Annotated in this window: 24 protein-coding genes and 1 pseudogene; 10 read left to right on the forward strand and 15 right to left on the reverse strand. The window is 70.0% G+C overall.

Going from position 1 to position 20,993, the window contains the following annotated elements; translation table 11 throughout:
* Nucleotides 1-21: 21 nt before the first annotated feature.
* The 4 genes from ACFQV6_RS04985 to ACFQV6_RS05000 are packed head-to-tail and all read right to left on the reverse strand — an operon-like array spanning nt 22 to nt 4,900.
* Nucleotides 22-657, reverse strand: coding sequence for a GNAT family N-acetyltransferase (locus ACFQV6_RS04985; RefSeq protein ID WP_378026109.1), 636 nt, complete (start codon nt 655-657; stop codon nt 22-24).
* The gene (gene glp, locus ACFQV6_RS04990; protein WP_378026110.1) at nt 658-1,965 is read right to left on the reverse strand and encodes a gephyrin-like molybdotransferase Glp; all 1,308 of its coding nucleotides are present in this window, start codon (nt 1,963-1,965) and stop codon (nt 658-660) included.
* Nucleotides 1,962-2,870 carry a UTP--glucose-1-phosphate uridylyltransferase gene (locus tag ACFQV6_RS04995; protein WP_378026111.1) on the reverse strand — a complete coding sequence of 303 codons (909 nt, stop codon included), beginning with the start codon at nt 2,868-2,870 and terminating at the stop codon, nt 1,962-1,964. The genes glp and ACFQV6_RS04995 overlap by 4 nt, the downstream gene beginning before the upstream one ends.
* A gap of 44 nt (nt 2,871-2,914) precedes the next feature.
* On the reverse strand, nt 2,915-4,900 hold the full coding sequence (locus ACFQV6_RS05000) for a diguanylate cyclase (protein WP_378026112.1): 1,986 nt from the start codon (nt 4,898-4,900) through the stop codon (nt 2,915-2,917).
* 81 nt (nt 4,901-4,981) lie between these two features.
* Between ACFQV6_RS05000 and ACFQV6_RS05005 the strand changes: the two genes are divergently transcribed.
* The 3 genes from ACFQV6_RS05005 (at nt 4,982) to ACFQV6_RS05015 (ending at nt 6,909) form a co-directional block, all read left to right on the forward strand.
* Entirely contained in the window at nt 4,982-5,608 is a 627-nt protein-coding gene (locus ACFQV6_RS05005) for a 5-formyltetrahydrofolate cyclo-ligase (protein WP_378026267.1), read from the forward strand.
* Between the two features lie 67 nt (nt 5,609-5,675).
* Entirely contained in the window at nt 5,676-6,050 is a 375-nt protein-coding gene (locus tag ACFQV6_RS05010) for an FmdB family zinc ribbon protein (RefSeq protein WP_378026113.1), read from the forward strand.
* Between the two features lie 274 nt (nt 6,051-6,324).
* A complete protein-coding gene (locus tag ACFQV6_RS05015) occupies nt 6,325-6,909 on the forward strand; it encodes a hypothetical protein (RefSeq protein WP_378026114.1) in 585 nt (194 codons plus the stop codon).
* A gap of 43 nt (nt 6,910-6,952) precedes the next feature.
* On the opposite strand, the gene ACFQV6_RS05020 is transcribed toward ACFQV6_RS05015, so the two are convergent.
* Nucleotides 6,953-7,132, reverse strand: coding sequence for a hypothetical protein (locus tag ACFQV6_RS05020; protein WP_378026115.1), 180 nt, complete (start codon nt 7,130-7,132; stop codon nt 6,953-6,955).
* Nucleotides 7,133-7,196: 64 nt separating this feature from the next.
* On the opposite strand from ACFQV6_RS05020, the gene ACFQV6_RS05025 reads away from it, so the two are divergent.
* Nucleotides 7,197-7,529 carry a translation initiation factor 2 gene (locus tag ACFQV6_RS05025; RefSeq protein ID WP_378026116.1) on the forward strand — a complete coding sequence of 111 codons (333 nt, stop codon included), beginning with the start codon at nt 7,197-7,199 and terminating at the stop codon, nt 7,527-7,529.
* Nucleotides 7,530-7,712: 183 nt separating this feature from the next.
* On the opposite strand, the gene ACFQV6_RS05030 is transcribed toward ACFQV6_RS05025, so the two are convergent.
* Nucleotides 7,713-8,189, reverse strand: a complete 477-nt coding sequence (locus ACFQV6_RS05030; protein ID WP_378026117.1) for a DUF2231 domain-containing protein — start codon at nt 8,187-8,189, stop codon at nt 7,713-7,715.
* Nucleotides 8,190-8,371: 182 nt separating this feature from the next.
* Here ACFQV6_RS05030 and ACFQV6_RS05035 point away from each other — a divergent pair, with 182 nt between their 5' ends.
* Entirely contained in the window at nt 8,372-8,806 is a 435-nt protein-coding gene (locus ACFQV6_RS05035) for a Fur family transcriptional regulator (RefSeq protein WP_378026118.1), read from the forward strand.
* A gap of 88 nt (nt 8,807-8,894) precedes the next feature.
* A complete protein-coding gene (locus tag ACFQV6_RS05040) occupies nt 8,895-9,749 on the forward strand; it encodes an oxygenase MpaB family protein (RefSeq protein ID WP_378026119.1) in 855 nt (284 codons plus the stop codon).
* A 41-nt stretch (nt 9,750-9,790) separates the two neighbouring features.
* Here ACFQV6_RS05040 and ACFQV6_RS05045 read toward each other — a convergent pair whose 3' ends face one another.
* The 7 genes from ACFQV6_RS05045 to ACFQV6_RS05075 form a co-directional block, all read right to left on the reverse strand.
* The gene (locus tag ACFQV6_RS05045) at nt 9,791-10,615 is read right to left on the reverse strand and encodes a RecB family exonuclease (protein WP_378026268.1); all 825 of its coding nucleotides are present in this window, start codon (nt 10,613-10,615) and stop codon (nt 9,791-9,793) included.
* 158 nt (nt 10,616-10,773) lie between these two features.
* Entirely contained in the window at nt 10,774-11,391 is a 618-nt protein-coding gene (locus ACFQV6_RS05050) for a MarC family protein (protein ID WP_378026120.1), read from the reverse strand.
* A 52-nt stretch (nt 11,392-11,443) separates the two neighbouring features.
* On the reverse strand, nt 11,444-12,295 hold the full coding sequence (locus ACFQV6_RS05055; RefSeq protein ID WP_378026121.1) for a PHP domain-containing protein: 852 nt from the start codon (nt 12,293-12,295) through the stop codon (nt 11,444-11,446).
* A gap of 28 nt (nt 12,296-12,323) precedes the next feature.
* Nucleotides 12,324-13,130 carry a PH domain-containing protein gene (locus tag ACFQV6_RS05060; protein WP_378026122.1) on the reverse strand — a complete coding sequence of 269 codons (807 nt, stop codon included), beginning with the start codon at nt 13,128-13,130 and terminating at the stop codon, nt 12,324-12,326.
* A gap of 9 nt (nt 13,131-13,139) precedes the next feature.
* Nucleotides 13,140-13,298: a hypothetical protein gene (locus tag ACFQV6_RS05065; protein ID WP_014447648.1), complete on the reverse strand. Its 159-nt coding sequence runs from the start codon at nt 13,296-13,298 to the stop codon at nt 13,140-13,142.
* 132 nt (nt 13,299-13,430) lie between these two features.
* Nucleotides 13,431-14,105 carry a DUF6758 family protein gene (locus ACFQV6_RS05070; RefSeq protein ID WP_378026123.1) on the reverse strand — a complete coding sequence of 225 codons (675 nt, stop codon included), beginning with the start codon at nt 14,103-14,105 and terminating at the stop codon, nt 13,431-13,433.
* A 107-nt stretch (nt 14,106-14,212) separates the two neighbouring features.
* On the reverse strand, nt 14,213-14,845 hold the full coding sequence (locus tag ACFQV6_RS05075) for a TrmH family RNA methyltransferase (protein WP_378026124.1): 633 nt from the start codon (nt 14,843-14,845) through the stop codon (nt 14,213-14,215).
* Between the two features lie 465 nt (nt 14,846-15,310).
* On the opposite strand from ACFQV6_RS05075, the gene trxA reads away from it, so the two are divergent.
* The 4 genes and pseudogenes from trxA (at nt 15,311) to ACFQV6_RS05095 (ending at nt 18,659) form a co-directional block, all read left to right on the forward strand.
* On the forward strand, nt 15,311-15,784 hold the full coding sequence (trxA, locus tag ACFQV6_RS05080) for a thioredoxin (protein WP_378026125.1): 474 nt from the start codon (nt 15,311-15,313) through the stop codon (nt 15,782-15,784).
* Between the two features lie 210 nt (nt 15,785-15,994).
* A pseudogene (locus tag ACFQV6_RS05085) lies at nt 15,995-17,963 on the forward strand (intein-containing Rv2578c family radical SAM protein); the annotation flags it as partial.
* Complete coding sequence (locus ACFQV6_RS05090; RefSeq protein WP_378026269.1) at nt 17,934-18,242, forward strand: histone H1-like repetitive region-containing protein; 309 nt, start codon at nt 17,934-17,936, stop codon at nt 18,240-18,242. The pseudogene ACFQV6_RS05085 and the gene ACFQV6_RS05090, both read left to right, overlap by 30 nt.
* Before the next feature lie 9 nt (nt 18,243-18,251).
* Nucleotides 18,252-18,659 (forward strand): CoA-binding protein, encoded by a 408-nt coding sequence (locus ACFQV6_RS05095; RefSeq protein WP_378026126.1) that lies wholly within the window; start codon nt 18,252-18,254, stop codon nt 18,657-18,659.
* A gap of 69 nt (nt 18,660-18,728) precedes the next feature.
* Here ACFQV6_RS05095 and ACFQV6_RS05100 read toward each other — a convergent pair whose 3' ends face one another.
* Nucleotides 18,729-19,661, reverse strand: a complete 933-nt coding sequence (locus tag ACFQV6_RS05100; protein ID WP_378026127.1) for an SDR family NAD(P)-dependent oxidoreductase — start codon at nt 19,659-19,661, stop codon at nt 18,729-18,731.
* A 214-nt stretch (nt 19,662-19,875) separates the two neighbouring features.
* Complete coding sequence (locus ACFQV6_RS05105) at nt 19,876-20,520, reverse strand: hypothetical protein (protein WP_378026128.1); 645 nt, start codon at nt 20,518-20,520, stop codon at nt 19,876-19,878.
* Between the last annotated feature and the right edge of the window lie 473 nt (nt 20,521-20,993).

A 20,993-nucleotide genomic window follows, 5' to 3' on the forward strand; every position in this document is an offset into this window, starting at 1 on the left:
GTAGCGTCGCGACGTTCAAGATCAATTGCTCGCGCGTACGCGTTTCCAGCGCGACAGCAAGCCGCCCTCTTTGGCGATCTCTTCGCTGGTCATGGCGTATCCGAGGTGATCGCGCCAGCCCCCGTCGATGTGCATGTAGCGCTGGTGGTACGCCTCTTCGCGAAAACCCAGTTTCTCCACGACCCGGCGGCTCGGCCCGTTCTCCGGCCGGATGTTGACCTCGATGCGGTGCAGCCCGCCCGGCCCGAACGCGTGGTCCACCGCGAGCGCCAGCGCGGTCGGTATGACGCCGCGGCCGGCCACCCGGTAGTCCACCCAGTAGCCCGCGTAGGCCGAGGCGAACGCCCGCCGCACGATGTTGCCCAGGTTCACGTGCCCGACCAGCCGCTCCCGGCCGTTCTCGAGCAGGCAGACGGCGAACGGCATGCTGTCACCGCGCCGGGCGGCCCGCTTCATGTCCCGGTAGATGTATCCGAACGCGCGCGCCGAGTTCATCTCGGCCCACGGACCGGGTGGCGCCGACTCCCAGGGCGCCAGCCATTTCTGGTTGGCGACGCGCACCTCGGACCAGGTCCGCGCGTCTCCCCGCTTGTACGGCCGCAGCAGAACCGGGCCATCCGCCAGGACGGCGGGCCATCCGGGCGTGGCCCCGAGCATTCATCGCCTCCGGTCGAGCAGCAGTACGTCGACGGTCGAGCCCGCGGCCGCCGTGGTGACCCGTTCACCGAGCACCAGCAAGCCGTTGGCCTCGGCCAAACCGGAGAGAGTGTACGGCCCACCGGCGAGCGGCTGCACCGTGTGACCACCGCCGCGCCGCTCCGCCACGTGCGCCGGCCGGAATTCGCGCAGGCCACCGGGTGAGGAGACGGTCTCCAGCAGGTGTGCCTTGACACTGGGCCGGAAGACCGGCTCGGCGCCGGCGAGCAGCTGGATCACCGGGCGGGCCAGCACCTCGAAGCCGATCAGGGCGGCGCCCGGCTCGCCGGGCAGGCACACCACTGGTACCTCCTCGCCGCCGACGGTGCCGAAGCCGAGCGAGGTGCCGGGGCAGAGCGCGACGTTGGTGAACTCCACCGAGCCGCGGCCGGTTCCGGGGCGGGACAGCACCCGGCGCAGCATGTCGCCGGGCCCGGTGCCGGTACCGCCGGTCGTGATGATCAGGTCGGCGCGCAGCGTCTGATCCTCCAGCAGGCCGCGGAGCCCTTCCGGGTCGTCGTCGCAGATGCCGATCCGGTACGCCAGCGCGCCGGCCTCCACCGCGGCGGCGGTCAGCGCGTGCGAGTTGGCGTCGACGACCTGACCGGGCTGGCTGGGCCGGCCGACGTCGACCAGTTCGTCACCGGTGGCCACGACGACCACCCGGGGACTGGGCCGGACCATCACGTGGCCGATCCCGGCGGCGGCGAAGACAGCCACCATCGGCGGTGTCACGTACGAGCCGGCCTGGGCGAGCACCTGGCCGACGGAGAGTTCCTCGCCGGCCCGGCGTACGCCCGAACCCCTCTTCGGCGCGTGCATGATCTCCACGGCCGCCATGCCCTGGTCGGTCCAGTTCACCGGCACGACGACGTCCGCCCCGATCGGCAGCGGTGCACCGGCCGCCACCGAGAAGCAGGTGCCGGGGGTCAGGCGTACCGGCCGCCAGCTGGCCGCACCGAGGTCACCGACCACGTTCAGCCGGACCGTGCGACTGGTGTCGAACTGCCCGAACGACGGGTGCGACCCGATGCGCCCGGCTCCCGCCAGGTCTTCCCATCGGGCCGCGTACCCGTCGATCGCGGCCTGGTCGAACGCCGGGAACTGGTGCGGGGCGACCACGTCGGCCGCGAGCGTGTTCCCGTGCGCCTGGGTGAGGTCGAGGTCGAGCGGAGGCAGCGCCCGTAACCTGCGCAGAACACTGCCCAGGTATTCGGCGAGAGGCATCAGCTCGTTGGCGGCCGCCTCGGCATCGGCCGTGGCGGTCATCCCTTCCGACCGCCGACGAACTCGGTGAGCCAGGCGCGGAACTCCTCGCCCAGGTCGGCACGCTTGACGGCCAGCTCGACGACCGTCTGCAGGTAGCCCAGCGGCATGCCGGTGTCGTACCGGTGGCCGCGGTAGACGATGCCGTGCACCGGGACGCCCTGGTTGAGCAGCGTCGCCATCGCGTCGGTCAGCTGGATCTCACCGCCGCTGCCGGGTTTGGTGTCCGCGATCGCCTCGAAGACCGAGCCGGGCAGGACGTAGCGCCCGATCAGCGCCAGGTTGCTCGGCGCCTCCTGGGGCGAGGGCTTCTCCACCAGCCCAGTGATCTTGACCGTGTCGGTGGTGTCCGTTTCCTCCACGGAGGCGATGCCGTACCGGGAGGTCTCCTCGGGCTTCACCTCGAGCAACGCGAGGACGATGCCACCGGTCTGCTGCTGGAGATCGAGCATGGCGGGAAGGAGCGGCTCGTCCTCGTCCACGAACTCGTCGCCGAGCAGCACCGCGAACGGCTCGTTGCCGACGTGCGAGGCGGCTGTACCGACGGCGTGGCCCAGACCCAGCGGCTCACCCTGGCGGACGGTGTAGATGTCGGCCAGCTCGCTGGTGCGGCGGACCGCGGCGAGACGCACCTGGTCGCCCTTCTCCTCGAGCCGCTGCTCCACGTCGGGGCGGCGGTCGAAGTGGTCCACCATCGAGGTCTTGCCCCGGCCGGTGACCAGCAGGACGTCGGTGATGCCGGCGGCGGCGGCCTCCTCGACGATGTACTGAAGCACGGGACGGTCGACCACCGGCAGCAGTTCCTTCGGCACGGCCTTGGTGGCCGGTAGGAACCGCGTGGCCAGACCCGCAGCAGGAATCACTGCCTTCACCGCGCGCTTGCCTGTGCCCTGCGCGTTCGTCGTCATTCAGTCACGCACCTTCGCTGGATCCTCCCGGACATGCCGCGAGACTATCGGCCACGAGCATGTCGCGGCGGCTGCGGCCCACCGGTGGTCGCCGTCGCGGAATCGAAATGCCCCTCAGGTACTGCTGGGGAAACCCCTTCGGCGAGGCGATAGGTGTCACGTCCGGCGTGCTTCGCCGCGTACAGCGCTTCGTCGGCGGCGTCGAGCACCTCCTGGGCGGTGTTGCCGTGCTCGGGGAAGACCGCGATGCCGATGGACACGCTGATCGCGATGCGGTCGTCAAGGCCCGGGCGGCGAGGGTCGACCGGAACCGGCCAGTCCCGGACCGCGGCGCCGAGCCGTTCCGCCACGATGACGCCGCCATACGCGTCGGTCTCCGGCAGCAGCACCACGAACTCCTCCCCGCCCTGGCGGAACGCCACGTCCACCTCGCGCAGACCGATCCTGATCCGCCTCGCGAACTCGCTCAACACCTGGTCACCGGCCGTGTGCCCGTATGTGTCGTTGACATCCTTGAAGTGATCCAGATCCAGCACCAGAACGGTGAGCATCCGGCCGAATCGGCTGGCCCGCTCCACCTCCCGGCGGCTCACCTCGCGCAGGTAACGGTAGTTCCACAGGCCGGTGAGCGGATCGGTCAGCGAGAGCCGCTGCGCCTCCTCGTGCACTCGGACGTTGTGCACCGCCACACCCGCCTGACCGGCGAACGTCCGCACGGTACGCAGGTCGTTGTCGTCGAAGTCGGGCCCGCCGAGCCGGTCGTAGAGGGCGAGCACCCCCAACGTCCCCGGCTCCGGATCAGTTTCGGACTCGCTCGGCGGCGCGCAGATCGGCACCGCGAGATACGACTCACACGCCGGCTCGTCCGGGGAGCCGCCGCTGGTCCCCCGCAGCGGTGACCCGGTCGACGCGACCGTCCCGAGCACGCCCCGGCCGGGCACCAGGCGGCGTTTCGCCAGTTCGGCCTCGGTCACGTCCCACTCTCCGGTCAGTCCGGCGGCGCAGCGGGCAGCCAGCCGCCCGTCCGCCGGGTCGGCGAGCAGGACCAGCCCGGCCCGTGCGCCGGTCGCCGTCATCGCGGTCCGCATGATCACCGGCAGGATCCGGTCCAGGTCATGGGTGCTGGACAGGGTGTCGCCCAGAATCGCCAGATGCCGGCGGAGCTGGTCGCGGCTGGCGGTCAGCGCCTGGACGTAGGACTGCAGCTCACGGGTCATCCGGTTGAACGTCCCGGCCAGCCGGCCGAGCTCGTCCGGCCGCGGGATCGGCACCCGGGTGTCCAGGTCACCGTTGGCGACGCGGTCCGCCGCCCAGGCCAGGTCGCCGAGCGGGCGGGTGGTGGAGCGGGCCAGCCAGCGGGCGGCCAGGACGGCCGCGACCGCGGTGGCCAGCACGATCAGGAGCAGGATCACGTACCACATGGTGGGATCACCGGCGGGCACGCTGAGGGTGAGCGGCAGCGGCTGGCCCGGGCCGGCGTCGAGGCGCGTGCTGGCGGGACCGGCCCGCTCGGTGGTGACGGCGCTCAGTGCCACACCGACCCCACCGGCTTCGCCGAGACGATCGAGCAGCGCGGGATCCACACGCTGGGCGGCAATCACTGTCACATCGGGGGCGTACGCGGACGCGGTCAGCGCCGTGACCAGGCTCTGCCCGTCGGGTGCCGCACAATCCTCATGACCCGAACCGGTCTCCTCGGTGCCTGTCGTCCGCGCCGCCGAGCCGATCCGCCCCCGCGGCACCGGATCCCTCATGGCGACACCCGTCGCGAGTCCGCGAGTGATCAGCTGGTTGGCGACCGCGGAACGGCTCGCCCCCGGGACCACGGCGACCGAGTCGGCGACGGCCTGCAGTTGCCGGCAGAGCGCTCCCACGGCCGCGCTGACGGTGGTCGCGGCATGGTCCAGGCGCTCGGCGGTCCGCTCGCGACTCACAGCGCCGACGGTCAGGGCGACGAAGATCGAGCCGAGCAGGACCGGACCGAGCACGACTACCAGAAACGCGCTGGTGAGCCGGCCACGTAATGTCACACATCCTCCCGGCAGTGGCCCTCTTTGAGGCGATGCTGACATAGTGTGCACCGTTTGCCGCTTTTCGAAAGGGGGTGTTGCATGTCGGATTTAGCCGGTGATGCGGAAAAATCACCACAAACCAAGATCGCGCTGCGCGCACGACTGCTCACGGCGCGTAGATTGCTATCGGCCGCCGAGCGCTCGGCCGCAGCAGTGAAGATCCAAGATCAAGTGCGTCTTCTGGTACGGCGTACAGCACCCCGGACGATCGCAGCCTATGTGCCGGTGGGGTCCGAGCCGGGCGGTTCGGCGCTGCCGTACGTCCTCGCCGAAGAACTTCCCGCGGGCGGACGTCTCCTCCTGCCAATCCTGCTGCCCGATGGCGATCTGGACTGGGCCCCCTTCTCCACCCTTGCCGAAGGGCCTCGTGGCCTTCTGGAGCCGGTCGGGCCGCGATCCGGGACCGACGCGATCCGGGGGGCCGACCTGGTGCTCGTTCCGGCGCTCGCGGTGGACCGCACCGGGATGCGGATGGGTCGCGGCGGCGGCTCCTACGACAGGGCCCTGTCCCGGCTGCCGGAACCCGGCCCCATCACCGTGGCGCTGCTCCACGACGGCGAGGATGTCGACGCCGTACCCGCCGAACCGCACGACCGGCCGGTCATGGCTGTGATGACACCCACCGGCGGGTTCTCCCTCAGGCCGGACCCGGAGTGGACGAATTGACCTCCGATGCCGCAACATTGGCACTCGGAGTTGGCGAGTGCCAGCAGCCGAACGATCCGGAGGAGCCGTGCCTACCTACCAGTACGCCTGCACCGAGTGTGGTGAGCAGCTCGAAGCAGTGCAGTCCTTCTCCGACCCGGCACTCACCGAGTGCCCGAACTGCCAGGGCAAACTCCGCAAGGTGTTCAACTCGGTCGGCATCGTCTTCAAGGGCTCCGGCTTCTACCGCAACGACTCCCGCTCCGGCAACGTGAGCGCGGAGAAGCCGGCCGGTGCCTCCGAGTCGGGCTCGGGTTCGAGTTCGAACTCAGGGGATTCCAGCTCGTCGACCACGCCGTCGACCACTACGGCCCCTGCTTCGACCTCGACGTCTTCGTCCTCGTCGTCGTCAGCCTCTACGTCGGGATCGTCGACCAGCACCAAGACCGCCGCGGCTTCCTGACCTGATGTCGGCGCTGGCGCGCTGGGCCACTCGGCCCGGCGCGCTTTCGTCGTTCCATCCCCCGCTTCGCTTCGCCGCGCCGCGCCGCGCCGCGCCGCGCCGCGCCGCGCCTGGCCTCGCCTCGCCTCGCCTCGCCTCGCCTCGCCTACCAAGATTTTCTGAGTTTCCCCTGGTCATCCACAATCCTGGCTTGTCCACAGGGGTGCCTACGCCTTCGCCTGCGGCCGCCTAACGTCGGCCTCTCTCAACGGCGCGGCGAATCAGGAGCCCGAGGATGTCCCGTTCCGCCCCGGCAGGCAGAAAGGCCGACCGTCTCGACCCGGTGCGGTGGCGCGGCCCCACCCGCGGCTCACTCCTGCGACTGACCACGGTCGCTGTGTTGTTGATCACAGCCGCAGCCGTCCTCTGGATCCGCCCGGATTCGTCCTGCGCCCCGTCAGTGGTCGTCACGACGGCATCCCCCGGAGCCCTGACGTCCCAACGGCCACCCGCACCCGTCGGCACCGCTCTTCCGCCCGGCACCGCTATTCCGCCCGGCACCGCCATCCCACCCGGCGCTGCCATCCCGCCGGGAGCCGCCATCCCACCGGGAGCCGTCATCCCACCCGGCACCGTTGGCGTTCCCGTGCGACTGGCCGACCCCACCGCACTCACCGTTGTCCGGCCGGGCAATCGGGTCGACCTGCTACGTCTTGATGACGACGTGAGCACACCAGTGGCCAGCGACGTCCTCGTACTCGACGTCACCGGCACAGACGACCCCGTCACCGGCGGCCTGCTGCTGGCTCTGAGCCCCGACCAGGCCGAGACAGTCGTCGGCTCCAGCCGCGGCTTCGCCATCCTCATCCGCCCGGACTGATCCAGCAGGGCTCAGCCCCAGCAGGGCTCAGCCCCCGCAGGGCTCAGCCCCAGTGGGGTGGGCGGTCCTCGATCAGGCGATCGTCATTGGAGTGACCGTGCTCGCCCCAGCCATGCTCGGTGTCGTCACGGGTCTGGTCGGGCAGCACCGGAGCCTCTTCGGGGTCGAAATCGACCTCACGCTCGGCGTCGGGATCCCGCTCGGGCTCGTCCAGGATGTCCACGTCTAAGAGGGTAAGCCGACAGCGGCGCGGCCGTCGTCCCCCTCCGGCTGTACCGTCGGTGAACGTGAGCTCCCCCACCAGCCCTCCGGACGACGACGCCTACTGGCAGCGGCCTGACCCGACCGCCGAGTCGCTCGGCCGGCCGGCCCGGAGCGAGCCTCCCGTTCCCGAGCCTCTCGGCTATGCGGGACCGCCTCGCGCCGACCCCCCGATCGCCGGATGGCGCCCGCCGACGATCGCCCACCCTCCGCCGCCGCGCAGCATGCCCGGCCAAGACATCGACGCCCTGGAGGAGTCCGAGGGCTCTGCCCGCACCGTGACCTACGGGATCGGCCTCGTCACCGGCGCGATCGCGGTCGTCCTCATGTGCCTGCTCTGCTCCCGCTTCCTGTTCTGACGCCTTCCCGTTCCGACGCCTTCCGTTCGACGACTTCCCGTTCCGACGCCGGCCGGGCACGAGCAGGGCTCCCGCATGCGCCGGCCAGGGCAGCCGTGAATGCCCACCCTGGCCGACTGCGTCGCGGTTGGTAGCCGCGTCGCCGTTAAGGAGCCGCGTCGCCGTCAAGGAGCCGCGTCGCGGTTAGTAGCTGCCCCAGACGGCGGTGGCGCCGGAGTCGCCGGTCTGGAAGACGTAGTAGGCGGCCAGACCGCCCAGGACGAGCACGACCACCGCGAACGCCAGGTCGGCGATGCGGGGCAGGGCCCTCGGGTTGCGCCACGTCAGCGCGACCAGGATGAGGGTGACGACACCGAGGGCGATGGCGAACCATGTGGTCCGGTCGCCGTAGCCCATGTGCTGGTCGAGGATCGCGCGGCCCGCGGGGGACACCCGCTCCTCGCTGATCAGGCGGTTGTAGAGCTCGGTGCCGGACAGTTTCGTGATCAGAGCGGCACCGGGTGCGACCACCGCCAGCAAACCCACCGCCCATCCGATTTTGGGGCGCCACGGTGCCACGAACGCGTAAACGATCGAGCCGAGCACCAGCAAGGGCACGAAGATGACCGCGGCGTGGAGCACGAGGATATGTACTGGCAAACCGTTGACCTGGTCGAACACCGTTCCTCCTCGATCATGGGTGTGCGCAAGCTTAGGAGTTGCGTGACGGCGCAAACATCCCCACTAGGGCAAACTTCTGCATCGGTTTCCGGCGGCCGGTCGAGGCCGGGACCGGGCCGGCACTGTTTGCCCTGATGACCACCGGGGTTGGTGATTCGGTTCCCGCGTGTTGTCATGGACCGATGTCCACCGGTGAGGAACTCCTGCGTACGCATGGCCTGCGGGTCACCCGCCCGCGCCTGGCCGTGCTGGACGTGCTCACCGCCGGCGGCCATCTCGAGGTCGACGAGGTCGCCCGCCGCGTGCGCACCCGCCTCGACTCCGTCTCCACCCAGGCGGTCTACGACGTTCTCGGCGCCCTCTCCCGCGCCGGCCTGGCGCGCCGGATCGAACCGGCCGGCAGCCCGGCCCGTTTCGAGGCCCGGGTCGGCGACAACCACCATCACATCGTCTGCCGCGGCTGCGGCGAGATCGCCGACATCGACTGCGCCACCGGCGAACCGCCCTGCCTGACGCCGGACACCACCCACGGCTTCGCCGTCGACGAGGCCGAGGTCACCTTCTGGGGCCTCTGCCCGGCCTGCCAGTCCCGCCGCGAAGCCGACACCTCAGCCTGAGCGAAGCCGACACCTCAGCCTGACCCGGCGGCGGCCCACTCCATCGACTCGCGAGGGTCCGGGGAGATCGCGTGGCACGCTTGGGGGCATGGCAGGAGACGTAGGGCTGTTCGGGCCGGATTCGGTCACCTGGAAACTGCACAGCGAGCCGATCCTCATGCTCGGCGGTCTGCGCTCGCTCTACCTGCAGGCGTTGCACCCCCGTGCCGTTGCCGGGGTCGTGCAGAACTCGGACTACCGCGCCGACCCGTGGGGCCGCCTGATGCGCACCTCCGACTATGTCGGAATGGTCGTCTACGGCAGCACCGCCGACGTCAAGCAGGCCGCCGAGCGCCTTCGCCGGCTGCACTCACGGATGTCGGCGGTCGACCCTCGCACGGGTGAGCGCTTCCGCATCGACGAGCCCGACCTGCTGCGCTGGGTGCATGTCGCCGAGGTGGAGTCGTTCCTGAGCACGGCGCTGCACGCCGGGGTGCGGCTGACCGACGACGAGATCGACACCTATTTCACCGAGCAACTGCGAGCCGCCGAGCTGGTCGGTCTGGATCCGGCCACGGTGCCCTCGACGGCCGCCGAGGTGGAGGCCTATTACGCGGCCGTCCGCCCGGAGCTCCGCATGACCCGGGACAGTGCGGAGACGGCCCTCTTCCTGACCGTCCCGCCCGTACCGGACACGTGGGGTGGGCGCGCGATCCGCCTGGGGCTCACCCTCGGCCCGCCGCGCTGGGCGTACTTCGGCATCGCCGGCACCGCGATCGGCCTGCTCCCGCCGTGGGCCCGCAAGATGTACGGCGGCCTGGGCTGGCAAGCCACCGACATGGCCGCCCGCCTGTCGGTCCGCAGCCTGCGCGCGATGATCTCCGCTCTGCTCACCACGCTGCCGAAGGAGTACCAGGCGAGCCCGATGCACCGCGCCGCCCTCGAACGCATCGGCCTGACCTGATCATCCCGGACACCATGGCGGTAAGAGCGCCGAGGCGAACATCACGCGGACAGGTGCTCAACCGCCGTCCACGGCTCCTTGGCCTGAACCTCGGCACCAGCCGGGCACACCTTCCGGAAGTCGCACCACCCGCAGAGCGCACCAGGATTGGTAGGAAACGACTCGTCCGGGTCGGCGCCGGCCGCCACCGCCTTCTCCGCCGCCATGATGTCGAGCGCCGTCTCCTCGGCCCGTCGGACCTGCCGCGCCAGCGACTCGTCGGTGTGCTCGTGGGTGGCCACCGTGCCGGTCGGCAGGTGATGCAGCTCGACCCGGTGACACGGGCGCCGGAAGACCCGCTGGGCGGCGAACGCGTACAGCGCGAGGGCCTGGGAGCCGCGGGCGTCGTCGGCGTCCAGCCCGGAACGGCCGGTCTTGTAGTCGACGATCACCGCTTCGGGGCCGTCGGGACCGCCGCGGCCGTCGATCCGGTCGGCCCGGCCGTTCAGCGCGAGGATCGAGGTCTTGGTCGCGACCACCCGCTCGACACCGAGTGGTTCCTCGGCCGGGTCGAGGGTCGCCACGTAGGACTCGAGCCAGTCCAGTGCCCGCTGGTAGGTGGCCCGCTCCTGGTCGACGTCGCGATATCCCTCCCGGACCCAGGTGGCCTTGAGCAGGGTCGGCAGCGCACCGGGGGCGCGTCGGTCAGTAGGCAGCGCATACCAGTTCTTCAGCGCGGTGTGCACGCTCGCGCCGAGCGAGTTGTGCGCCCACGGCGGCCCCTTGGGTGGGCTGGGCCGGTCGACGTAGGAATACCGATAGCGCCGGGGACAGTCGGTGTAGGTCCCGAGCTTGCTCGGTGTGCAGACGAAGAGCCGCTCGGGCATGCCGGCAAAACCAAGCTGCTCGGGAACGGCCGCACGATCAGAAGCGGCGCGGTTTCTGGTGGGGGGCACACGACAATCCTGCCAGCACCCCCCGACAACAATTCCTCAGAGCCGCGGCGCGTACAGCTCGACGAAAGCCAGGACGGCGCGGGAACTCCTCAGAGCCGCGGCGCGTACAGCTCGACGAAGGCGAAGATGGCGTCCGCGATGAGCTGGACCGCGATGGCGGCGAGCAGCAGACCGGCGATCCGGGTGAGCACCTCGATGCCGGCCGGGCGCAGCAGCCGCACGATGACTCCGGAGAAGCGCAGCACCACCCAGACGGCGATCATCACGGCGAGGATCGCCGCGGCGATGACCAAGTACTCGTCCGGGCCCTCCGCCCGCTGGACGAACAGCATGGTGGCGACGATCGCACCGGGGCCGGCCAGCAGCGGGGTGCCGATCGGGACCAGGGCGACGTTGCTCGTACCGACCTGGTCCTCGGGGGCGTCGGTCTTGCCGGTGAGCAGCTGCAACGCGACCAGGACGAGCAGCAGGCCACCGGCGGCCTGCAGTGCGGGGAGCTGTACGTGCAGGTAGTCGAGAAGGGTCTGCCCGGCCACGGCGAACCCGACGATCACCCCGAGCGCGAGCAGGACGGCCTGGGTACCGGCCCGATGACGGGCCTTCGCGGGCAGGGCACCGGTGAGCGCGAGGAAGACCGGCACCATGCCGGGCGGATCCACGATCACCAGCAGGGTCACGAAGACCTCGCCGAACAGCTTGACATTCACCCGAACAAGGTAGGGGTGAGTCGCTCCTCGGCGCAGTTCCGTGCGGCGATCGTCACCCCAGGACCGGGACGCCGGTCGCGGCGGAGACCAGTTTCTCGTACGCCTCAGGTGCTGTGGTGAATGCTCCCAGCGCGACAGTCTTGTGCGTACCGTGGAAGTCGGACGATCCGGTCACGATCAGGCCGAGCCGATCCGCCAAGGCCCTTATCTGCGCCCGCTCCGCGGGTGTGTGATCTTCATGGTCGGCCTCCAGGCCGAACAGGCCCTCGTCCGCGAGGTCGGCGATCAGCTCGTCCGGCACCACCCGGCCACGCTTGGTCGCGCGCGGATGCGCGAACACCGCGACCCCACCCGCTTCGCGCACCGCACGCACGGCTTCAAAAACGTCAAGATCAGATTTGGGTACGAAGTAACGCGCGCCCAGCCACGCAGAGGCGAAAGCCTCATCGGTGGTCCGGACGAGTCCCGCCCTGATCAGGGCTTGAGCGATGTGCGGACGACCCACCGAGCCGCCCGCGGCATATCCGTGAACCTCGGCCCAGGTGATCGGTACCCCGTCCGCCCGCAGCTTTTCCACGATCTTCTCAGCGCGCTGCTCCCGGTCCTCCCGCAACCGCAGCAGCTCTGCCGCGAGCATCGGCTCCGCCGGGTCGAACAGGTAGGCCAGCAGGTGCAACGCGATGGCCGGCTGCGTGCCGAACCACCGGCAGGACAGTTCCGCGCCGCGGACCAGCCGCAGGCCCTCGGGCCGTGCCGCCTCGGCCGCCGCCCAGCCACCGGCGGTGTCGTGATCGGTGATCGCCATGACGTCGAGCCCGGCAGCGGCACCCGCCCGGACCAGCTCGGCAGGTGTCAGCGTGCCGTCGCTGGCGGTCGAATGGCAGTGCAGGTCGATTCTGGTCATCGCTGCCACGCTACCGCCGGGCGGCGAGTCAGGCGTCGTCTCCCTCGTCGTCCTTGCCCAGCCGTGCCTCGACCGCCTGAGGCTCGTACATCTCCTCGACGACACGCAGGTAGAGCTCGTTGGGGTTGGGCAGATGCTTGACCTCGCGCAGCGCCTGGTCCTGGCCGGCCGACTCCAGCACGAACGTGCCGTAACTCAGCATGCGGCCGAGGGCCGACTGCTCGTACTTCATGTCGGTGACCCGCAGCAGCGGCATCATCGCCACCTTCCGGGTGATGATGCCGTTGACGACCATCACCCGCTTGTTGGTGAGGATGAAGCGGTCGAAGTACCAGTCGAAGACCTTCCAGGCGACCCAGCTGATCACGCCCAGCCAGATCAGCACCGCGACGGTCACCAGACCGTCGATCTCCTGCCGGGTCAGGAAGCCGGCCAGGTAACCGAGCGCCAGCGTGGCGCCGGCACCGATGCCGAGCGGGCCCGAGAGGTGGATCCAGTGCCGCTTCCACTCACCGCGGTAGCGCTCGGTGGGGAAGAGATAGCGAGCGACCAGTGTGGTCGGTTCGTCCTCCAGGGGGAGGAACCGCCGCGGGCCGCCGCCCCGGTCGAGACCTTCCAGCTCCTCCTCGGTGAAGCTGGGCGCCTCGTACTGATCGGGATCGTCATACAGATCGCGGCGTTGACGTGCATACGCCGCGTCGTCGGCGAAGGGATCGGCCCTTGTGAACTCAGGATCGTCGTCGAACGCCGGGTCTCTGTACCCGAAGCTCTCGTCGTCGTCCCGAGGGCGGCCAGCACCCTCACCTCGAGGGTCGCGCGGCTCACCAGGATCCATGTGGAGATGCTATGCGACGAGGTCGGTGAAGAAAGTGCCGAAGCCTCGTGCGATGTCGGCGATCGTGCCTCCGAGTGACTCGAAGACCGCCGCGGCGGATCTCGGGTTGAAGGCGATGAAGAAGATCAAGAATGCAATACCAAGCCAGGTGAGGACCTTCTTGATCATGGCGGGCCTTCTCCTCCGGTGCGGGTGACGTTCAGCGCCGCGGCAGTACTGACGGTATCAGCTTCGTCGCTTCGTGTGAACAAAGTGCCCAGAAACCCCGATTGCCACATCTCCGCTGGTCACACCCAAGGGTCAGGCACGACCGTGCAGATAGGGCGATGGTGCTCCGAACACCAGCTCGGGCGGCACCCCATCGGACAGGTCGTGCAGGACGACGTGCTCGGCGAGGAGATAGCCCGCGCTTGCGGGCCACGCTACCGCATAGAGCCACATTCCTTTTGCCTCACTCACGTAAGCGCTTCGATCTTCCGGGGACTTCACACACCACAGTGGAGTGGGATGTCCCGCGGCCTTGATCTTCGCGTGTGGACCGGCGTGCGAGCCCCGGTCGGCGAGCGCCTGGGCAAGCAGGTGACCAGGGTCGATGGCGGGAATGCCGGCGAAACGCGTACCCAGGCCGACGCCGGGCTGTTCGGCGATCAGCACGAGGTCCGCGGGACCGCCGCCGAGCGGCTCGGGGCCGCTGCAGGCGAGGAGGGTCGCCCGTACGCCGAAGCGCTCGTCGCCCGACCAGGCCACGCCGGTGACCATCCACCCGGTGGGCAGCGGCCAGGGACACCAGAGCGGTGTTCGCTCCGCGCTCGAGGCCGACTCCCGCAGCACCGCTCCGACGATCTCCGCACTGATGTGCTCGGCGACGTGGAACGGCGGAACGTCGCCACAGTTGTCACAACGCCAGTTGCTGTGCATCAGGTCCGGCTTCCGAACCTGAGCAGCGCATCTGGGGCAACTCACCGTGACACCCACACTCCATACCGTGCTGGTAGCGGGAGCCGTCGTCAAGCGGATCGGCAGGATCCACGTGACCGGGGTGAGCCGCCGCCGCCCGTGCTAAGGCCCGCCCTGAGCGGGCCTCAGGCTGGCGGTGGGCCGGCGTGTGCCCGGATCCACGCGTGCATCGCTATGCCGCTCGCGACGCCGGCGTTGATCGAGCGGGTGGAGCCGTACTGGGCGATGGAGAACAGCTGCGCGCAGGCGGCACGGGCCGGCTCGGACAGCCCTGGGCCCTCCTGCCCGAAGAGCAGGACGCACCGGCGCGGCAGGGTGGTGGTCTCCATCGGGCGGGAGCCGGGGAGGTTGTCGATGCCGATCACCGGCAGGTCCTCGGCAGCCGCCCAGGCGACGAACTCCTCGATGGTGGGGTGGTGCCGCACGTGCTGATAACGATCCGTGACCATCGCGCCCCGGCGATTCCACCGCCGCTGGCCGACGATATGGACCTCGGCGGCGAGAAAGGCATTGGCGTTGCGAACCACGGTGCCGATGTTGAAATCGTGTTGCCAGTTTTCGATGGCGACGTGGAAATCGTGCCGCCGGGAATCGAGATCCGCGATCACCGCTTCCCGGCTCCAATACCGGTACCGGTCGACGACGTTGCGCCGATCGCCGGCCTCGAGCAGCTCAGGGTCGTAGTGCTCACCGGTCGGCCAGTCGCCTGACCATGGGCCCACGCCGACCTTTATGGATTCGTCCTCGACCGCCGTCATGGACCGTTAGGCTACTCATCCGGCCTCGCGAGGCCGTGGAGCCGTCCATTTCCGGCAGGAGACGCAATGAGCGGCGGGGCCCTCCCCGGCACCCGCCGCCCACGCTCTGTTGAGCCCTGAGTCTGCCTTACCGTCCGTATCCATGTGAAGGACTTTCGGATGTGACACAAGTCACATTTAGGTTTCTTTACTGTTCCCAGGAACGGATGGTCACGCTCCCACTACAGGCCATCACGCAGGACAAATCGCCTAGATCACGAGATGACGGGCGGATCACTCCGTCTTTGCCAGTCGGCAATCAGACACCGTCCGCCTACTTTCGGTTACGATGAGTCGTCCCCGGCCACCGCGCCGGCCCGAACCGAAGGTGCCGCACGACACGTGTCGCGGCGTCCGGAGAGGGAATGGTGAGTGGGTACCAGCCGTTTCACCGGACGAAAGCGATTCTGCGCAGACGGAGGCATCATGGCGACGGTTACGCTGACGACAGCGAACTTCGACGAGGTCACCGGCAAGGACGGCATCGTCCTGGTCGACTTCTGGGCCAGCTGGTGCGGGCCCTGCGTCCGGTTCGCGCCGACCTACGAGCGCTCCTCGGAGAAGCACCCGGACATCAAGTTCGGGAAGGTCGACACCGAGGCCGAGCAGGCCCTGGCAGCGAAATTCGACATCCGCTCCATCCCGACGATCATGGCGGTCCGCGACGGCGTCGTCGTCTTCGCCCAGCCCGGCGCACTCCCCGAGTCCGCGCTGGAGAGCCTGATCGAGAAGGTCGAGCAGCTCGACATGGACGAGGTCCGCGAGCAGATGGCCGCACACCGCAAGGCGGCGCACAGCGAGCCCACCGCGGCCAAGGTCGAGAAGGAGACCAAGGCTGCCGACGAGGACGAGCCGGCAGCGGTGAAGGAAGAGGAGCCGGCGGCCGCGGGCCGCAGCTGATCCAGGTCGCAGCCCGCAGCTGATCCAGGCCGCAGGCCGCAGCTGATCCAGGCCGCGGCCCGCAGCTGATCCAGTAGGACCCGGGAGGGCCCGCAGACCGTACATCGGTCCGCGGGCCTTTTTTCGCGTCCGCCGGAGCCGCACTCAGGTTCCGCGTAGGCACGGTGAGTGCGGTGGACATGATCTAGAACATGTGTTCGAATATTCGCCATGCGATGGTCCAACCTGTCGGTGCGTGCCGACAATCACTCGCTCCCGGACAGGGCAGCGCCTGCGGCTACACCCCTGCCGCTGGCGCTGCCCGGCGCGACCGTCCGCACCTTCGACACTCCCGGTTTCGCCGGGATGACGTTCTACGAGGTGCGGGCGAAATCGCTGATCAACCGGGTGCCAGGCCCCTCGCGGGTGCCGTTCGAGTGGACCGTCAACCCCTATCGAGGGTGCACCCACGCCTGCACCTACTGCCTTGCCGGCGACACCCCGATCCTGCTGGCCGACGGCTCCACCCGTCCGCTCGCTCAGATCCACCCGGGCGACACCGTCATGGGCACCATGGGAGCCGGCGCACACCGGCGCTATGTGCCGACCACCGTGCTCGACCACTGGGCCACCAGCAAGCCCGCGTTCCGGGTCACGCTGACCGACGGGACCCGGCTGGTCTCGAGCGGAGATCACCGCTTCCTCACCGACCGCGGCTGGCGCCACGTGAGCCCCACCGAGCCGCACGAGCCGACGCTCGCCGTCGGCGACCTGATGTTCGGGGTCGGCCACTTCGCCGACCCGCCCAAGGAATCCCCCGACTATCAGACCGGCTTTCTCTGCGGTCTGCTGCGGGGCGACGCCGCGGGCAGTGGCGCGGCCCGCGAGGGTGACGCCTGGATCCGGGCCGACGGCTATCTTGACGACGTCTCCCTCACCGAGGCGCTGCGCTGGCCCGAGCTGCCCACCGGCGATTGGTACCGGGGCTTTCTCGCCGGGGCGTATGGGGCGGCCGGGCGCACCGACCGGCTCGCCATCGTGTTCGAGAGCGTCGACCAGGCCTATCTACGACGGGTGACGGAGGCGCTCGCCCATCTCGGGCTGGCCTCCCGTACCCCGGCCCGGGCGGGCGCCCTGACTCCCACTCGGGGCGCCGGGATCTCCCAAGGCCCGGCCCGGGCACGCGGCTTCGCCTCCGACCGAGACGCCGAGCGGCCGTTGGCCGTCGGGCGGGTCGAGACCGAGCGGCATCTGGAGGCCGCACTGCGGTTCCGGCACATCACTGGCGCGTCGCAGGTCCCGCTGGACGCCTCCGGGGTGGGGGTGCGGACAGCACGCCGGCTCGCCGTGGCCGACATCGAGGATTTGGGGCTCACCCTCCCGCTCTTCGACATCTCCACCGGCACCGGCGACTTCATCGCCGACGGTGTGGTCAGCCACAACTGCTTCGCGCGCAACACACACACCTACCTCGACCTCGACTCCGGGCAGGATTTCGACAGCCGGATCGTGGTGAAGGTGAACGCGGGCGAGCTCATCCGGCGTGAGCTGGCCAACCCGCGCTGGTCCGGAGCCCCGATCGCGATGGGCACCAACGTCGACGTCTACCAGCGCGCCGAGGGCCGCTATCGGTTGATGCCCGAGATCCTGGCGGCACTGCGCGACCACGCCAACCCGTTCTCGATCCTCACCAAGGGCACCCTGGTCCTCCGCGACCTCCCGCTGCTCCAGCAGGCAGCCGAGGTGACCAGCGTCGGCCTCTCCTACTCGGTCGGCGTCGTCGACGAGGGCGTGTGGCGCTCCGCCGAGCCCGGCACACCGAGCCCGCGACGCCGGCTGGACGCGATCCGCCGCCTGACCGACGCAGGCTTCCCGATCAACGTACTGATGGCACCGATCCTGCCCGGCCTCACCGACACCGACGAGTCGATCGACGAAACCGTGGCCGCCATCGCGGGAGCCGGTGCCGCCAGCGTCACCCCTCTCGCCCTGCACCTGCGCCCCGGCGCCCGCGAGTGGTACGCGGCCTGGATCGGCCGGTCCTACCCGCACCTCCGCCCGCGATACCGCGAACTCTTCGGCAACGGGTCCTACGCACCGAGGGCCTACCAGGACGAGATCAGCGCCCGGGTCCGGATAGCGGCACGGCGACACGGCCTCCACCGGCCGGATGCTGCGGAGGCGCGGCGCGTCACAGAGGCCCGCCGCGTCGGCCAGGCGGGCGGTGGCCAAGCGGGCAGTGGCCAAGCGGGCAGTGGCCAAGCGGGCGGTGGCCAGGCGGGCAGTGGCCAAGCGGGCGGTGGCCAAGCGGGCAGTGGCCAAGCGGGCAGTGGCCAAGCGGGCAGTGGCCAAGCGGGCAGTGGCCAAGCGGGCGGTGGCGGTGACGTTGAGCGAGGGCGGGAGCAGCGGAGCCAGGGGGCACAGCAGCTCACGCTGCTTTGAGCATCGGAAACGGAAGAGGGGTGGGGGCCGCGGATAGGGTTGTTTCATGCGGAGTGCTCAGCAGATCCTGGCCGAAGCGAACGTCATCGCCGTCGTGGGGGCATCCCGGGACCCTTACAAGCCGTCGCACACGGTGCCGTTGCAGATGCTCCGGCACGGGTGGCGGATCATCCCGGTGAACCCGTTCGTGGACGAGGTGTTCGGGATCAAGACCGTTCCGACGCTCGCCGACATCGGCGAGCCGGTCGACCTGGTCGACATCTTCCGGCCGGCCGCGGACGCGGTGGAGGTGGTCCGGCAGGCGGCCGCGATCAAGGCGCCCGCGGTGTGGCTGCAGAGCGGCATCGTGTCGGCTGAGGCGCGGCGCATCGCTGAGGAAGCCGGGATGGACTACGTCGAGGACCGCTGCCTCGCCGTCGAGCGGGCGGTCGGCCAGCTCACCAAACTGCCCTGACCGGCAGGTCCGGTACGCGAGCGGCGTGCCGCCCTGAATGCGGGCAGCACGCCGGAGGCGTTGCGGGGGTCAGCGGAACTGGGCCTCGCGGACGCTGTTGCCGCCGTCGACCACGAGCATCTGGCCGGTGATGTACGACGCCGCGGGTGAGCAGAGGAACGCCACCGCGGCGGCGACCTCGTCCGGGGTGCCGGGGCGGCCGATCGGCGTACCCAAGCCCTGTTTGATCTCGGTGACCGTGGACGCTGCTGTGTAGATCGTGCCGGGTGCGACGCAGTTCACGTTCACCCCGTCGGCCACCAGCTCCATCGCCAGCGCCCGGGTCAGGCCGACAACACCGGCTTTGGCGGCCGCGTACGCAGCCTCGGTGGGCAGCGCGTTGACCGGGCCCGCGGTGGCGGCCAGGTTGACGATCCGGCCCCATCCGCGTTCCGACATGCCGCCGACGAACGCCCGGCTGCACAGGAACGCGGTACTCAGGTTCCGATCGATCTCGGACTTCCACTCGTCGAGGGTGAGCTGCGCCACGGGCCGCAGCACCTCGGGGCTGGCCCGGCTCGCGAGGCCGGCGTTGTTCACCAGCACCTCGACGTCGCCGAGCTGGTCGGAGATCGCGTCAGCGAGGGCGCCGACCTCGGACTCGTCAGTCAGGTCGGCCACGAAACCAGTCACGCCGAGTTCGGTGGCGCGTTCGTGAATGCGGCGGGTGGTCGACACGATCGCGACCCGGGCGCCGAGGTTGCGCAGTCGGCGTGCGGTCGCGTACCCGATGCCGTCGGGACTGCCGGCACCGGTGACCAGGGCGACCTTGCCGTCCAGGCGCAGCGTGACCGCACCGCCGGCCTCCTCGATCTCCGCTTCCACGACCTCCACCAGGCCGGGCTGAGCCGGCCGGTCCGGGTCCGATCCGGGAGCGCCGGAGCGTGGTGGTCGGCCGTCAGCGGGGCGGGTGGCGTCTCGCCGGGACGGGTTTCCCCCGGCGGAACGGGCGTCGAAGACCATGCGGCGATCCTGCCTGCTCCCGCAAGCCGGGGCAAACATCACGTCACTGTGGCGTACCCGGCCTTCCCGGCGCGGGGCGAATCTGACGGCTTTCCGACAAGGGGCGCCGGGTTCCGCGACAGAAGGGTGCCGGATTCGGATGCGCCCGACTCTCAGACTCGGGACGCCGCGCTCCGGACCAGGGGTTGCGGATTCTCAGAGCGGGGGCGCCGGATCAGCCGCCGGACTCCGGTACCAGCGCAGGGCCGGTGGTCCTCGGCGTGACGGGGCCCTCCTCGATGAAGACCAGGGGTGCTTCGACGCCGTACCGGGCAGGCAATTTCCGGCGGGCCTGGTCGAGGTCGCGTGTGCCGATCTCGACGCCTACGCCGTCGTGGCGGCTGCCGACGGTGACGATCCGCACGCCCTGCTCGGACCAGTACGGCAGATCGGCGACGACCTGGTCGTGCCAGCTGCCGAGTTCGGAGACGGCGTGCGCGGCGTCGCGTACGACGATGCAGTTGTCCTGCGCACTGTGCCTGACGAAGTCGTCGAACTCGGCCGACGGGACTCGGTACACGATTGCCCGTACGCGAAGCTGGTCGACCTCGATGCCCGCATAGCTGGCGGCGAACCGATCAAGGCCGCCGCGCTCGATCCGCTCCATCGCGGCGCCGAGCCGGGCCGGGGTGATCGGCATCCGCGCGCCACCCACCATGGTGTGCAGGGGCGGGCGCTTGAACTCGCACCCAGCGGTGCGCCAGCCGCCGGCCTGAGCGGTGCGCTCGGGCATGGCGGCACCAGTGGTTTCCGCACATCCGGTGCCGCTCAGGGCGAGGAATCCCGCGGTCAGCAGCCTGATCATCCGATCGCGTCGCATCCGTTACCCCCTCGAGACCGCGCCCGGCCGATTGCTGGTGCAACGACCGGGACCGCGCCGCGGGTGACGGCCACGGCAACGCGACGTTCCACCGTGGGGAGGGTGGCCGATGCCTCTTTCGCCCCTCATTCGCCATAAAGAGCACATAGTCCGGCTGGATCCCAGCGCTGCTTCGACCGCCGCGAGACAGCCCTCACGACCAGCTGGACCTTCCGGGCTGGCGCTCAGGGGCGCTTTTCCGCGCGAAAGACACCCCTCACGACCAGCCGGACAAACCAGCTGGCGCTGAGGGGCGCTTTTCCGCGCGAAAGACACCCCTCACGACCAGCCGGACAAACCAGCTGGCGCCCAGGGGTGCCTTCGGGCGCGAAAAGCACCGCTCACGACCAGCTGGATCACCGCGGCTGGCTGTGGGTGCGCCTCAACGGGCCAGAGGCGCCGCTGGGGGCCAGCCGGGAGGACGGAAGTGGGCG

This window comes from Actinoplanes sp. GCM10030250, from assembly GCF_042666575.1.
Classification (GTDB): domain Bacteria; phylum Actinomycetota; class Actinomycetes; order Mycobacteriales; family Micromonosporaceae; genus Actinoplanes.

What these genes read in the sequence shown, in the direction of transcription:
- ACFQV6_RS04985 (WP_378026109.1), bottom strand. Translation starts at nt 657, where the DNA reads ATGCTCGGGGCCACGCCCGGATGGCCCGCCGTCCTGGCGGATGGCCCG.
- glp (WP_378026110.1), bottom strand. Translation starts at nt 1,965, where the DNA reads ATGACCGCCACGGCCGATGCCGAGGCGGCCGCCAACGAGCTGATGCCT.
- ACFQV6_RS04995 (WP_378026111.1), bottom strand. Translation starts at nt 2,870, where the DNA reads ATGACGACGAACGCGCAGGGCACAGGCAAGCGCGCGGTGAAGGCAGTG.
- ACFQV6_RS05005 (WP_378026267.1), top strand. Translation starts at nt 4,982, where the DNA reads ATGTCGGATTTAGCCGGTGATGCGGAAAAATCACCACAAACCAAGATC.
- ACFQV6_RS05015 (WP_378026114.1), top strand. Translation starts at nt 6,325, where the DNA reads ATGTCCCGTTCCGCCCCGGCAGGCAGAAAGGCCGACCGTCTCGACCCG.
- ACFQV6_RS05035 (WP_378026118.1), top strand. Translation starts at nt 8,372, where the DNA reads ATGTCCACCGGTGAGGAACTCCTGCGTACGCATGGCCTGCGGGTCACC.
- ACFQV6_RS05040 (WP_378026119.1), top strand. Translation starts at nt 8,895, where the DNA reads ATGGCAGGAGACGTAGGGCTGTTCGGGCCGGATTCGGTCACCTGGAAA.
- ACFQV6_RS05045 (WP_378026268.1), bottom strand. Translation starts at nt 10,615, where the DNA reads ATGCCCGAGCGGCTCTTCGTCTGCACACCGAGCAAGCTCGGGACCTAC.
- ACFQV6_RS05055 (WP_378026121.1), bottom strand. Translation starts at nt 12,295, where the DNA reads ATGACCAGAATCGACCTGCACTGCCATTCGACCGCCAGCGACGGCACG.
- ACFQV6_RS05060 (WP_378026122.1), bottom strand. Translation starts at nt 13,130, where the DNA reads ATGGATCCTGGTGAGCCGCGCGACCCTCGAGGTGAGGGTGCTGGCCGC.
- ACFQV6_RS05065 (WP_014447648.1), bottom strand. Translation starts at nt 13,298, where the DNA reads ATGATCAAGAAGGTCCTCACCTGGCTTGGTATTGCATTCTTGATCTTC.
- ACFQV6_RS05075 (WP_378026124.1), bottom strand. Translation starts at nt 14,845, where the DNA reads ATGACGGCGGTCGAGGACGAATCCATAAAGGTCGGCGTGGGCCCATGG.
- trxA (WP_378026125.1), top strand. Translation starts at nt 15,311, where the DNA reads ATGGCGACGGTTACGCTGACGACAGCGAACTTCGACGAGGTCACCGGC.
- ACFQV6_RS05090 (WP_378026269.1), top strand. Translation starts at nt 17,934, where the DNA reads ATGCTGCGGAGGCGCGGCGCGTCACAGAGGCCCGCCGCGTCGGCCAGG.
- ACFQV6_RS05095 (WP_378026126.1), top strand. Translation starts at nt 18,252, where the DNA reads ATGCGGAGTGCTCAGCAGATCCTGGCCGAAGCGAACGTCATCGCCGTC.
- ACFQV6_RS05100 (WP_378026127.1), bottom strand. Translation starts at nt 19,661, where the DNA reads ATGGTCTTCGACGCCCGTTCCGCCGGGGGAAACCCGTCCCGGCGAGAC.
- ACFQV6_RS05105 (WP_378026128.1), bottom strand. Translation starts at nt 20,520, where the DNA reads ATGCGACGCGATCGGATGATCAGGCTGCTGACCGCGGGATTCCTCGCC.